Here is a 13,032-nt window from a genome sequence, read left to right as displayed (position 1 = left end):
TACAAAAGACAGCAATGTGACCAGTTCTGACACATGACTGCCGGGACGAAACTGAATCATTTTCACACCTCTCGATTGGAAGCATTTCTCGACCTGGCTACCTCTCCCTCGGTCGAAAGGCGGCCCATATTCAAGAGAAGGAACCCGCATAAACACGGGGTTCCCTCCCTTTTTCGAGTTATGTAATTTTTGAAACCTCAAAAAACGGCTTTTCTTACATACCGTTTTCAAGTGTGTTTGGGGAGATTATCATATAACCCCACCCCCTCATCCGGCATGGATTTCTCGACCTCCAGCCAGTAAGGGAAATCTTCCCGGGGGACAACATATATTTCTGTACGGTCATCCTCTGACGCAGCCGTACAATAGTGATGGTCGCATATGGCAGGACTATCATCCGGCATGGTGTAAAGGGCCACAATATCTGTGACAATATTCGCTTCGATGTTATCGTGGTCCCTGTGCTGGCGTTCCGGGCGGCTGCGGCTGTAGACGTGTCGAAAAATCAACACGCAGTCGGTATATTGCACCGGCTCCTTATCACGAAAGAAGTCCTGCATAGCCGGATACAGGAAGTCCCGTATATAATCTACCGAACCGTGCTTTTTCCTCGGCAGGAGTGCCGGGATCCGAAGCCCAAACCATCCCTGCTCCGTAAAACCAATCTCTACAGGGATTCTCTTTGCAAGGATCCTCCTTATATCGTCTCTTGCAGACGGCCTGCCCGTATAAGCCGGCAGCACCCGAGTCAGCAATGTGGCTCTCTCTGCCGTATCCTCCAACTGAAAAGCGTGCTCAAAAGCCGCCTCAAAGTGGCCCGCGTTCCAAAGCCAGCGGGCCATTTCCACCTGCTCGGTCATGCGTTTGAGCTTGCGGTCTATCTTGTCAAGCACTTCCAGAAATACGCTCATGGATGTTCTCCTCCGAGTAAAATAGTATTTGAGGCTCCTCGCCGCCCTGAAAATCCACCGTGGCAAACAGGCAGGGGACATTGGGCAGCCGCAAGTTCTCTGCCATGGAGATATGGGGCAGCACGATGATGTACTTCAAGTCGTCCTGGGGCTGCAAAAGGCGCAGCTGGCTCTGCTCGCCCTCGTACAGCACCACGATTTCATAGCCGACATTTTCCTTCAAAAAGAAGATCTGTGAAGGGTACACCGCTGGGTAATGGGCCATGGGCTCTACTTGCTTGATAAATTTCAGCAGCACCCACACAGCCAGAATCGTCCGCTGGTCGGGCTTGCACATGGCGTCCAGCCCCACATAGTACCCGCCGGATATGTCCTCTATCTTCCCCTGGCGGAGCAGGTTCCGCAAAATCTTCTCCGCTGTCCTTACGGGCTTTTGCAGCATCCGCACCACCTGGGCGCGGGGCAGCGCCCCGTACTGGGACAGCCAGTTTACCACATACTGTTCTTCCTGCAGCAGCATGGGCAGCACCTCCTTTGTGCGCATAACGCGCTGAATACTTATTTCCTGTAAAATACGCATATACCCTACTCATTCGCCGATTTATACGCATTTTGATGTTTTTCCTTCTGCATGGCTTTTTTTGTACGCATAAAAAGCACGGAATACGTTTTACTCATTTGCAGGTTTATGCGTATTCCGCTGCTTTTCTTTCAAAATCGCCTCCAGTTCGGCCCGGTCGGTGGTGATCATCTCCTGCTCCTCCCGGGATGCCTTGATGACCACCGGCACCTTATTGTTGTTGGAGTACACCAGTGCCTCCCCCCGCTCGAAACGAGTGATGGAACGGGTCTCCGTCTTGGTAAGCTTCAGAACCTCCTGCACATACCGGGCCTCGTCCGGCTCCAGATTCAAAATAATCTTGTTCTTGGAGTTGTTAATGATGGCCCGACCATACTTCCCATCCTCCAGGCCGAAGAAATCCGAAAGGTCTTGGGTGGCCGAGATAGCCGCGCCGCCAAATCCACGGATGGTCTTGAAGATGGTCAGGCAGAAGTCAGCGGCCTGCTTGTTGGAGGACGCGCCCACCAACTGCCATATCTCGTCTATCATGATGGCTTTCTTCTTGGTACGGTCGGCCTTCACGTTGTCCCAAACGTAATCCAGGGCGATCATCATGCCCACGGGAAGCAGCTTGCCTTTCAGTTCCGAAAGGTCAAGGACGATATATTTGTTGTTGAGGTCCACATTGGTCTGCTGGTTAAAGGATTGGGCCGAGCCCGTGACAAACCGGCTGACGATAATTGCCACCCTCTTAGTCATGGGGTTCTCCAGCAAATTCTTGTGAAGGTCACCCAGAATCGGCATTTTCTTCATCCTGGGCGGGTTAGATCTGGCATCCAGATAGAGCGAATCGTTATCGTGCGTGATACCAAAATCCGCATAGGTCTTAATGAGCGTTTCATCCAGCATCTGCTCCTCTTCGTTGGTCATGTCGGGGATGAGCAGGGAGAAGAAAATCATCAGCTGCTGGATTTTCCGGGCCAGCATGGAATCCTCCTCGCCGCTGTCACCGTCGATCAGCTCCATCTCCGGGGATACCGTGTGCCGGATCTCCATGACATTGATGCAGTGGGGCGAACCCGGCGCTATCTTCACATACTGCCCGCCGATACGGTTGCAGGCCCGGCGGAACTCATGTCCCTTGATAGGGGCCAAAATGTAGCACTGGATGCCCCGCATCCTCATGCGCAGGGCCAGGAGTTGAAGTGTGAAGGTCTTGCCCGCACCGCTGGTGCCCAGCAGGTTCAGGTTTGCGTTCTTGTTCTTCCGGGTATCGAATAAGTCTACGATGCACAGGGAATTATTGTGCCGGTTGACTCCCAGCAGCACCCCCGTATCATCGGACATCTCAAAGCTGGTGAACATATAAGTGGATGCCGCCCCGCTGGTCAGCACATTCCGCTGGGACTTGCGTTCCAGGGAGGTGTCCAGATGCAGGAAGGGCATTACAGATTTCAGCGCGGCTTCCTGCTGGAAACGGCAGTCTGAAACCTGCATATCCATGGACTTGAGCATATCCACCATCTGCTGCTTGCGCCAGACCAGCTCCTCGTACCCACGGGCCGAGATGGTGATGAACACGGACATATAAAACAAATCCTCGTTGTTGTTGGCAATGCCCTGCTTGATGAAATAGCCCGCCTGGATGGAGTTGGTCAGCTCCTCGTAGTCCGTACTGGTGTCCTGCATACTCTTGAGCTTGGTACGGTTGAGACGGATACGTTGAGCCACCTTGTCAATGGTACGGCTGCGGTTTTCTCGCCGCAGATGCACGTCCACATCGATACCCTCACCCGCGTTTATCAGGGCAGACATCCACCCGGCCCGCACCATGCTGGGGTAACCATCGGCTTTTATATAAAGGAAAGCGTAGTACAGACCGTCCATGACGGTGTAGTTAAAGTGGGTTAGATCAATGCCTCTAGGCGCTAAGAAGTTTGTCATATTGATTTTAGGCACCGGGTCTACACCAATGACTTTCCCCTTCGCCGCCATGGTGTCCAGCACCACGCGGTCTACCCGGTCTGCAAAAGGCTCGTCCACGCAGGACTGTCGGTTAAAGAACATATAGAGCACCTCAGCTGTAGCCTCGTCCGGGTCGCGGGGCTGCAAAATGGAATTGCCGCACTGGAGGAAATACGCCCGGGCGTTCTGCTCCGCTGTCTGCAAGGCACTGTAGACCTGCCCCGCGTCTGCGCTGTCCCCCCGGCGCTGCTCCTCGTACTGAAAGATGAGAAAGAAACGGCGGGTCAGGGCCTCCCGGCTGCCTACGTCCTTGATGAGCCGGATGTACCCCTCCCCCAGAGACTTGCACTGGTCGTTTTCTTCCTTTTCCAACTCCCTGCGAACCATTGCGACATGCTTGTCCGAGTCTGCCTTTCGCGTGATACTCTTGAACTGCAGCCGCATGGGCGAAATCTTCAGCCAGCTTGCGAAGGAGGAAATAATGTTGAACTGCTCCTCGTCTGACCGCAGCATGAAGTTGATGGGCTCAATCTCCAGTATCTTCAGGAATCGCCCGTCCGTGGTTTCCACCACGCCGTGCTGAATCCTTCTCACCGGCAGGAACCCCTGCGCGGTTTGCTTTTTTCCTTTTTTCTTTTTTCGGGTCATATTGATAACCAACTCTTCTCATATGTATTTTCCGCCGGTTTCCGGCAAAGGCCAGCACATGGCACAGGCACTGGAACAGGGAATCCCCGTCAATACCCATAACCGCCAGCACACCCAGGGGCAGCAGCGTCACCGTCATGATGACGATTTTGATGGTGCCCGACACGGGCAGCCACATGAGCTCCGGATAGCCTGCCAGAATGAGCAGGAGCCCCGCTTCAATAGCATTGCGAAGCTCCAGCATCCCGCCCAGTATCTTGCCCGAATCCGTATAGTTCGCCGGAATGGCGTACACATTGTTATAGCTTTTCTCATCCATAATTATCGCCCCATCCTGTAGATTTGCGCCGTGGTCTGATATCTCCCCAACCGCAACGCTTCGTTATGGTCAGGAATAAAAATATCAACCCGGCTCCTGTTGTTTTCTATCCCCGAGCCGCCCCGGTCCTCCACAGTGTACATGGTGCCGTTTATCATAATCTGCGTACCGAACGGATAGTAACTGGACATAGCCACCATACCCCGGGCCGCTCTTTTCCCACTGGCCGTGAAGCCATCGGCGTTGCTGCCACAGCAGAGGGAACAGGCGCAATAATGGGTCACGTCCACCTGTATGGTTTCAATGGGCATGCCCTGCTGCACGTTGTTGGGCGGGGCGGCATCGAAGTCCACATATTTGGGCCTGCGAAGATTGAGCGTCCCCTCGTAGCTGGGCGTATTGAAAATAACGCCCTCGCCGCCAGAGGAATGCACCCACATCCGCTGGCCACCCTCACCGTAACCAGCAAACACCAGGACGTGCGTCCAGTCTGCCCGGCCGCCAAGGAATCCCAAATCGCCGGGCTGCAGTTCTGCCGCCGTGACCGTCTCGGAATTGTCCCACTGGCTCCAGTTTGTGCCGTACAGGCTCACGCCCACCGCTGTCTTATAGACCCAATCGCTGAACCCGGAGCAGTCCAGTCCATAAGGTTGAATCGTGCCGCTGGTGGGCGACCCTGCCGCCGTCACCAGACGGGGCGTATTCCACTCGTCATTCCATCCTGGGGCGGATTTGCCGCCCCAAAAGTAAGGCACCTTGCCCACCAGGGACAGCGCCGTGGAGAGGATGTATTTCCTCATGGCGCTGCAATTCTGGCGGTTCACAAAGGCAATAAGCTCTGCATCCGTCAGGGGCACAGCCTGCCCGTTTGCCACCGAGCCATACAACGTGCGCTTGAGCGCCGCCGCCATCTTCTCGATGGCTTCCTTATAAGTGATTTTGAACAGGCCATACTCCGCGTCCAGATCAATGCCAAAGGCCGTGGCAATGACCGAATCGTCAAAGGGGTGGATGGTGCATTTTACAAACTCGACAGTCTCCGTGGTAGGCTCCTCATCGTCCTCACCTTCTACTTCCACTTCGGTTTCTCCCGTGCCGTCCTGGGTCACCGGGAACATGAAGCCGACCACGTTATTCAGCTTAGCGGTCAGGTCGGCCTTGCTGGTATTTTTCTGCTCCAGCGAGGCCGAGTATGCCGCCAATATGTAGCAGACATCGTACCCGGCAGAACTGTAAGCGTAATTTGCCAGGGCATCCATGGATAGGCGGTAATCGTAGCCGCCGCCCGTAATGATACCCTCGACCTGCGTCAGTGCCTGGTCATATCCGCTTTCCACGGCCTGATCGACTATTTCAGCTAATTCTGTGTATGTGCTGAGAAGCGTAGCGTCATCTGCTGGTTTGTTCCCATCCAAACCCAACACCGGGTTGGTAACGATAGTGGGCAGGGACACGATAAGCACAATGAAAAACAGCAGGCACAGGCACATGGTCACCAGCACCTTAAAAAGTGTGTGGCGCATGGCCCATGCTGCTGCCAGCACGGCTCCCCAGGGGCCAGCCGCCGAACCTGCCGCAACCTCTGCCGCCGCGCCACCGGAGCCTGCCTGCACCGTAGCCGCAGCGGCGTGGGCGGTCTGGCTGGCAGCGGCTTCACTGGCCTGCTTTGCCGCCTGAGCCAGCTTCCCAGCCGCCTGCCCGAAATTATCCTGCCCATCCCCTACCTGTTGCTTGACCGGTTCCATGGGCTCACCTCTTTCTCCTGGGCGCTTTGATTTCCAGCGATGTGCGTGCTTTCGGCTCGGCGTACCGCGCGGGCTGGCTCTTATAGCGCACGCTCTCCACCGAGACAGTTTTCACGCTGTTGCCGTCATAGACGGGCTTGCCATTTTCATACACCGGTTTGCGCTCCACAGCGGCTTCCCCACGGATAGCAAACCACTGTCCGCCCTTGGAATCCTCATAGACCTGATAATCCCCACGGGGCGGGGCGTACTGGGCTGTGTCAAAGAACATGGTGCCGCTGCCGTCCTGGTGCCGGACTTCCACCCGGCCTTCCTCCCTGGCGGAGCCGTCCACGCCGAACACCTTCTGCCCATAGCCGGGCATGAACGCCTGGAACTGCGCCTGATTGTAAGCCTGGGCAGGCTCGCCTTCCTCGAAATCCGGGGCAACGCTGTGGGCCTGCATGGCATACCAGTCCACGCCATTTCCCGCCTGCATGATGGAGTGAGGCGCGTCCGGCTCGTCAAAGTAGGCGCTGTTGTACCACATGGTGTTGCCGCTGTCGGTGCTGGCTTCCATGACGCCATCCGACACCGTGCGAAGGGACGTGCCCTCTGCCGCGCTGGGGAACGCTTCCGCCACCTGTGCGGCTTCGCTTGCGCTGCCGCTGAACAGGGGCGAATCGTAGAAACTACCTGCCCCGGCCCCAGACGCCATCTGATACCACTGGCTGCCGTCTGAAGCTGTCACCACACCGTGAGGGCTACTGGGCCGTTCATACTGGGCGGCGCTGAACATGGCCACCTCGGCCGACTGCCCGTCTGCCCTCACCGCCGTGGTACTAATCTGTCCACCCGAAATGCTGGTGCCTTGAAGCTGGTATCCGCCCAGCTGCGGCATATAATTGCCCAGGCTGCGGTCGGCAATCTCGCCGCCGATGGATCCGGACACCGAAGGCTGGCGTGTGGCAACCGAAGCGATAGATTCTCCCGTAAGGGTCGCGCCATTCCGGGCTGCCATGCCGCCAAAGGCACGCCCTACAAAGCCCAGGCCGCCTCCTGCGCCCATAGGGGTGCCGCCTGCTACAACAGAATCCCGCACATAAGAATTCCCCTTGAACTTGCTGGCGAACCCGGCAAATCCCCCAGACGCACCGGAAGCCGCCGCACCGCTACCCTTGAATACAGACCCGGCACTCTTGGGGGCACCCGCTATACCGCTGATGACCTTTGCCGCCATCATCATTTCCATAGCCATGCTGGAGCCGGTCTGGGCCACGTTCAGACCCAGGCTGGCAAGGTAGCTGTCAAACCGCTGGGCGGTCTTGAGGAACGCAAGCGCACAGAACAGCCACAAGAACACGCTGCCCTGTCCGTTGGACAAGGCCCCGCCGCTGCCGATGTACTGCCCCATGGCCGAGCTGAAGCCCCGCAAAAACCACACGTTCATCACAAGCAAAAGAAGCTGGGAACCGACCATGCGGCACCAGCTTCTGAATACTTGCGAGGTGGCTTTGGAGGCCCCCATAGAGAAGGCCAGCGGCGAGGTGTAGCAGAGCACGCCCACCACGATATACCGCTCCACGGTTTCCAGCAGGAGTTTGAAATAATTCCAGCCCAGGGCAATTTCCAGAATCACTATGAGCAACAGCCCAATGATGGACGTGACTGCCACAAACGTAGTCAGCCCGTTTGACAGCGCCTGCTCCACCCCGGCAAAGGTGAAGTCCTCCGCCGACATGGTGATGTCCATCAGGGCCGTGTAAGGCGCCCGGGCAATGTCCAGGGTGAGTTCAAAGATGGGCTTTGCGTACCCAATGAGCGCCGCGAACAGGGCGCTTCTGGCTACCAGTGTCCACGGGTTCTCCGCGTCCGTGATGGGCCCGCCGAACACCCGGAAAAGCTGCCACACAGTGATGAGGAACAGCACCGCCCAGGCCGTGTATTGTAGCACGGTGAAAGCACTGCTGACGAAGGGGAAGTATTCCTCCATGGCGGTCATGTCGGTGCCCAGGGCATCTAAAAACAGGCCGGACACTGTGTCCATCAGCTCGGCCACAATGCTGCTCACCCAGTTGACTATGCCCTCGAAAATCCAATCAAGCATAAGCCGTCAACCTCCTTACCCGGCGTAGTTGCCTCCGGCAATCAGCGGCTGCAGGTACGCCACGATGAACCCCAGGGAGTTCAGGGTGATCCACGTCACCACGATGCGTTTGAGCCAGCTTGTCGCTTCGTCCACAGCACGCTGGTTCCGGGAAATCATGCGCACCAGCAGGGCAATGGCTGCGGCCGTGACCGCCACGATGGTGCTGATGGCCACCAGTTGTCCGTACACGTCCTTCATGATGTTGGAGAAACGATTCCAGATGGTGTCAGCGAACACAGGCTGCAAGGACACTATCACTGCCGCTCCGGCCCCTACCAGTGACCAGTAGGTCGTTGCCAGCCGCTGGCCTTTCTTCTTTTTTGGGTTTGTCATAAATTGCCTCCTTGTTAAATTTGGGCAGCAAAAAAGCCACTTTAAGCAATCTCGCTCAAAGTGGCTTTAGGGCTACCCCCAATTTGGTACGATATCATCTTACCATATTTCCATTTTCGTGTCAACCACTTGGGGTCGGCAAAATATCATCCCATTATAGGCAAAATGTTTTCACTGAATACTTTCTAAAAAAGTCAGCATATCAAGCCAGAAATCAACGTCTGTAGCAGGGGCTGACCACAATCGAAGGGAAAGAATCGTAATGGCCTGCTCACGATAACGGTAATACTGCCGGGATGACAGCGAGAGCCGGTAAAGCAGCTCCTTGTGAGTCAGCATATCCGGGCCTATGTAGGTAAGATAGATCAGTTTGTAGAGCACGGCCCCATTCCCAGGCTTTTGGCGCAGGACCGTGAGGGCTTCATTTACCCGGTCCAGCAGCAACCGGGATTTTTTCGTCCCTTCCATCCTGCTTTCCAGTTTCCGGTTCCCCATGGCCAGTTGAAGGTCCATCTGCTCCAGCAGAACGTCCACGTCCTCAAACGGCACATCTAGTTCCTCCGCCACCGTCTCCGGGAAACATTCCATCACCCAGACCAGTGTGCGGTAGTTCTGAAGGAGCTGCATGGTGTTGTGATAGCTGTTGCGGTCCTTCTGCTGCCTGATCGCCCGGATTCTCTCGTTGGTAATACTTTGGTTGGCCAAAATCCCTCTCTTTGTCAAAATGTCGATGAATGCCTGGGATTTTTCGGCCATATTTGCTTCTTCCTTGCTGTATGTCAAATTTTCGTCCTGGTTCTTCATAGTCAAAGAGCTCCTTTCCAATCTGCGTAAGGTCAATCGGGGTAGAGCTATAGCATCTACCCTTGCAGTCATCAATACCATTCTTCCAACTCTTAGGAGGAGAAATATACGCGCGTATTATGGGGGTCAAAAGTGCAACGCGGCTTATTTTTCGGCTGAACCACGCCACTAATTTCCCGAACCGGGTTTTTCCCACGTTTCCCTTGAGCGTATTTGCTCCCAGAAAACGTATTTCCTTAAAAATACGCACGACGTCCTCCTGAGCCGGCAGTGAAACCTCTGCACCTGTTGGGTACAGCTTATTAAAAATGAGACATCCGTAAGAGCCGGGCAGGCGGTACAGAGCGAAGGCATCCCCATGCTTCTTCAGAAATCTCCATACCTTTGTCTTTTCCCAGCCCCAGCGTTGCCCCAGGGTTTCCAAGGTTAAATTTGCCCCGTACTTGCCATACTGGATAACAGGCGCAAAAAAAGAGAACCCGTTGTCCGGGTCCTCCCATACTGTGTGACACCATAAGTCCAGCCAGGCGTCCGCTTCTTCAAATTTGTAGTGCTGCTGTGCCAATCGTTCTGTAATGCTCCGGGGTAGGCACAGGAAGCCGTAGCCATCTGTGGTGTAGACTGCGCCTTTCGTGCAGGCCGCGCCAGAGCATTTTACCACCCAATCGGTGATTTGATAGGTCAGTTTTTTCGTTTCTTTATCTAAGTCATATTCCAGATATCCGAGTGTAGAGAGCTTTTCCAGCGTCCCCAGAGCCTTGGATCGGCTCTTAACGCCCAGGATACTCTTCAGCCCTACAATTCCTCCGGCCCACATACCGGGCTCAACGGGGTTCTTATAGCCACAATAAGAGGAGAGTCCTTTGCGAAACGCCGCACGGCTGGCCAGTTTCATCCACGCACCCATGATGCCTTTGGCATCGGGTAGGTCTTTCCTGGGCAGCTTGACCCATTGGTATTTTTGCAGACATTTCATGTGAAATTTCTCCCTATTATTGGCGGTTAAATTCTTTATTTGCAGGCGTTCAACAAAAGTATCCTATTTCCAGCCACGAAAAAAAGCCTAACAGAGATTCCCTCTCCATCAGACCTTCATTCAGATAGTCGTGTTATATCATTTCCCATTATCAAGATAAGCTCATTTCAAGGTACAAAAGAGCATACAAAAAGCAAAAGCAAACTCTATGCAAAAAAGATTAAATGGTTAAATACGCATATCAGTTATTTGTCTGACTTTTCCTCGCATATAAATCGTCTCCTTTCAGAATAATTGTCCTCTTCGTCTTTGAAGAGATTTTTTTGGATACTTTTCGCCCCCTAATATAATAATTTTTTTACTGTGATTTTGGAAGCAGTGCCAAAACCCATGTTTTTTTTTATGATTCATTATAGCGCTTATTCCTTTTACTGTCAATGTCCACAGAAGAGAATGTCGATTTTTGTAGAAATATGCAGACGAAGAGATGACTTTGTATTCATTTTTTCTAGCCGTATAACATTTAGAATCAGCTTTAAACATGTATTTATTTTGCGATTTTTGAATTATGGCCCACCGCACAAAAAACTTGCAGCGGAATAATAGAAGGAATAAAATAAGCACATGAACAAACAACTGAGCCTTTCAGGCCTGATGGACGAACTGTCACAGGCGCGGACGAAGAAAAAAAGAATTTTTACAGCAGATGGATCGGCTGATTCCGTGGGATAAATGTGTGGAAGAAATCAGACCGTGCTACTACAAAGGAGAGCGCGGGAACAAGCCCTATGGGATCGAGCTGATGCTGCGTCCGTATGTGCTGCAGAACCTGTATAGTTTGTCGGATGAAGGAACCGTAGCAGAAGCAATCGACAGCCGCGCGGCTTCTAATTTTTGCGGGGTGGATTTCAGCAATCAGGTGCCGGATGGGGACACGCTGGGGCGGTTCCGGAATCTGCTGACCCGAAACGGCCTGCAGGAAAAACTTTTCAACCAGGTTGTGGAAATGCTGGAAGAACGCGGGCTGATTCTGAAGAAGGGGACGATTGTGGATTCTACCATCATTTCCGCGCCGTCAAGCACCAAAAACGCAGAGAAGAAGCGGGATCCGGAGGCGCATTCCACGAAAAAGGGGAAGAATTATTACTTCGGTTATAAGGCGCACATCGGCGTGGACAAGGACACCGGGCTGGTACACACCCTGAAGGCCACCGCCGCAAACGTCCATGACGTGACCATGATGGCGGAACTGCTTACCGGCGAAGAAACTGCCGTCTATGGGGACAGCGGGTATCTTGGCGCGGAGAAGCGAAAAAATGCGGTACTACGAAACAAAAATGGCAAGAAAATTCGGTATAAAATCAATCGTCGGCCCTCTCAATCCAAAAATTCTCCCACCCGTTCCAAAGCACAGATAAAGCGCCGTGAGCACGAAAAATCATCTGTCAGAGCAAAAGTAGAGCACGTTTTCGCCGTAGTCAAAAACAGATTCCGGTACCGAAAAACCCGGTACCGAGGTCTGTTGAAGCAGACTGCAAAATTGAATATGGTGTTTGCACTGGCAAACCTGATTCTGGCTGACAGGCCCTGCCTGGCGGTTTGATTCAGTGTGCCTTGCGACATCTTCCGCTGCATTGCTTCTACCTCTGGCCGCCCTTGATGGGTCCTATTGGGTTTTGTGTGGTGTGCCTTATGCATCTGAAAAAGGTGATTTTTTCTATTCTCAGAGCTTGTGTTTATGAAGAAATTCATAGTTTGTTGTACATAATTGACTCTTCTTTTTCTGCTTTGAAGATAACCGCAGTCTCATAAACAGGTTTCCTCTTTCTTCAATTTTATCCCTTTCCATTCCTTCCAAAATGATTGTAAACCTACTCAGGCTGCTAGCCTACTCTTTCAAAAAATTAGATTCTTGCCCTTTCGGTTTTATAATCCTAATTCTTGAAAAGGTTTTCAATTTACACGGTCATATTCTATTGTGAAAAATAAGCAAAGGCCGTTCGACAAAAAATTGTCAAACAGCCTACTGAGTAATTTTTTACTTGTCGCCAATTATCCCCTTCCTTCTTCACCTTTTGGATTCGATGTCAAACCCCATGTATCTAGGCATTCCCAATTCGGACAAAATCAGCGCAACCCCAGTATTCATGCGGGTTTTCGGGTTTTGTCCTATTATAACACAAGCGTCTATCCTTCTAACAATGCCAGTTGCTTTCATATCAATAGCTCCCTTTCGCGCAAATTTATCAGGCCTGGCAGGGCGGCGCTTCCCATTCCAAAATGCCCGCCGCCCTGTCGGCTTTTTCCGTCTTAGTATTTGCCGGATTTTGCGCGTTATCCTTTTTTTTGGATGGGAAGATTAGGGCTTGCCCATTCCCCAAAGCCGCAGAAACAGATGCGGTTTTCAGGGCGTGTTCACATAAGATGAGCATGTGGATTTTTGAGCAGGTTTTTGGCAGAATCAAGTCAAAAATTCGCAGATGTACTTTGCGTACCTCAAGAATTTTTGGCAAAGAAGATGGCAAAAAACCGCCAAAAAGACGCTTGCAAGCGCTTATGTGAACAGGCCCTAGGAAAAAGCCCTTGACTTTAGTATGAAATCGTACTATACTGGCATAGTACGATTTCATACTCAGAGAAT

10 protein-coding genes and 1 pseudogene are annotated in these 13,032 nt (G+C 53.0%); 1 reads left to right on the top strand and 10 read right to left on the bottom strand.

What is annotated here, in order from left to right; translation table 11 throughout:
* Nucleotides 1-227: 227 nt before the first annotated feature.
* The 9 genes from VSQ30_RS02470 to VSQ30_RS02430 all read right to left on the bottom strand — a co-directional run bounded on the left by VSQ30_RS02470 (nt 228) and on the right by VSQ30_RS02430 (nt 10,391).
* Nucleotides 228-911 carry a DUF6100 family protein gene (locus VSQ30_RS02470; RefSeq protein ID WP_334461747.1) on the bottom strand — a complete coding sequence of 228 codons (684 nt, stop codon included), beginning with the start codon at nt 909-911 and terminating at the stop codon, nt 228-230.
* Nucleotides 886-1,431 carry a DUF5697 family protein gene (locus VSQ30_RS02465; protein ID WP_334461746.1) on the bottom strand — a complete coding sequence of 182 codons (546 nt, stop codon included), beginning with the start codon at nt 1,429-1,431 and terminating at the stop codon, nt 886-888. The genes VSQ30_RS02470 and VSQ30_RS02465 overlap by 26 nt, the downstream gene beginning before the upstream one ends.
* Nucleotides 1,432-1,581: 150 nt before the next feature.
* Complete coding sequence (locus VSQ30_RS02460) at nt 1,582-4,032, bottom strand: VirB4 family type IV secretion system protein (RefSeq protein ID WP_334461743.1); 2,451 nt, start codon at nt 4,030-4,032, stop codon at nt 1,582-1,584.
* Nucleotides 3,965-4,405, bottom strand: coding sequence for a hypothetical protein (locus VSQ30_RS02455; RefSeq protein WP_334461742.1), 441 nt, complete (start codon nt 4,403-4,405; stop codon nt 3,965-3,967). The genes VSQ30_RS02460 and VSQ30_RS02455 overlap by 68 nt, the downstream gene beginning before the upstream one ends.
* Before the next feature lie 2 nt (nt 4,406-4,407).
* On the bottom strand, nt 4,408-6,150 hold the full coding sequence (locus VSQ30_RS02450) for a C40 family peptidase (protein ID WP_334461741.1): 1,743 nt from the start codon (nt 6,148-6,150) through the stop codon (nt 4,408-4,410).
* A gap of 4 nt (nt 6,151-6,154) precedes the next feature.
* Complete coding sequence (locus tag VSQ30_RS02445) at nt 6,155-8,236, bottom strand: hypothetical protein (protein WP_334461740.1); 2,082 nt, start codon at nt 8,234-8,236, stop codon at nt 6,155-6,157.
* A gap of 15 nt (nt 8,237-8,251) precedes the next feature.
* The gene (locus VSQ30_RS02440; protein WP_334461738.1) at nt 8,252-8,611 is read right to left on the bottom strand and encodes a hypothetical protein; all 360 of its coding nucleotides are present in this window, start codon (nt 8,609-8,611) and stop codon (nt 8,252-8,254) included.
* Nucleotides 8,612-8,782: 171 nt separating this feature from the next.
* Nucleotides 8,783-9,160: a hypothetical protein gene (locus tag VSQ30_RS02435; RefSeq protein WP_334461735.1), complete on the bottom strand. Its 378-nt coding sequence runs from the start codon at nt 9,158-9,160 to the stop codon at nt 8,783-8,785.
* Nucleotides 9,150-10,391, bottom strand: coding sequence for a hypothetical protein (locus VSQ30_RS02430; RefSeq protein WP_334461734.1), 1,242 nt, complete (start codon nt 10,389-10,391; stop codon nt 9,150-9,152). Before VSQ30_RS02430 ends, VSQ30_RS02435 begins: the two co-directional genes overlap by 11 nt.
* A 636-nt stretch (nt 10,392-11,027) precedes the next feature.
* Between VSQ30_RS02430 and VSQ30_RS02425 the strand changes: the two are divergent.
* Nucleotides 11,028-11,994, top strand: a pseudogene (locus tag VSQ30_RS02425) (IS5 family transposase).
* 643 nt (nt 11,995-12,637) lie between these two features.
* Here VSQ30_RS02425 and VSQ30_RS02420 read toward each other — a convergent pair.
* Complete coding sequence (locus tag VSQ30_RS02420; protein WP_334461733.1) at nt 12,638-13,021, bottom strand: hypothetical protein; 384 nt, start codon at nt 13,019-13,021, stop codon at nt 12,638-12,640.
* Nucleotides 13,022-13,032: the final 11 nt, after the last annotated feature.

Source organism: Acutalibacter sp. JLR.KK004 (assembly GCF_036941085.1).
Taxonomy (GTDB): Bacteria; Bacillota; Clostridia; order Oscillospirales; family Acutalibacteraceae; genus Acutalibacter.
The sequence above is the reverse complement of the archived record's forward strand: the minus strand, read 5'-3'. Positions and strand labels throughout refer to the sequence as shown.

Excerpts from the sequence above, each read along its gene's own strand:
- VSQ30_RS02470 (WP_334461747.1), bottom strand. The coding sequence starts at position 911 with ATGAGCGTATTTCTGGAAGTGCTTGACAAGATAGACCGCAAGCTCAAA.
- VSQ30_RS02465 (WP_334461746.1), bottom strand. The coding sequence starts at position 1,431 with ATGCTGCTGCAGGAAGAACAGTATGTGGTAAACTGGCTGTCCCAGTAC.
- VSQ30_RS02455 (WP_334461742.1), bottom strand. The coding sequence starts at position 4,405 with ATGGATGAGAAAAGCTATAACAATGTGTACGCCATTCCGGCGAACTAT.
- VSQ30_RS02450 (WP_334461741.1), bottom strand. The coding sequence starts at position 6,150 with ATGGAACCGGTCAAGCAACAGGTAGGGGATGGGCAGGATAATTTCGGG.
- VSQ30_RS02445 (WP_334461740.1), bottom strand. The coding sequence starts at position 8,236 with ATGCTTGATTGGATTTTCGAGGGCATAGTCAACTGGGTGAGCAGCATT.
- VSQ30_RS02440 (WP_334461738.1), bottom strand. The coding sequence starts at position 8,611 with ATGACAAACCCAAAAAAGAAGAAAGGCCAGCGGCTGGCAACGACCTAC.
- VSQ30_RS02430 (WP_334461734.1), bottom strand. The coding sequence starts at position 10,391 with ATGAAATGTCTGCAAAAATACCAATGGGTCAAGCTGCCCAGGAAAGAC.
- VSQ30_RS02420 (WP_334461733.1), bottom strand. The coding sequence starts at position 13,021 with ATGAAATCGTACTATGCCAGTATAGTACGATTTCATACTAAAGTCAAG.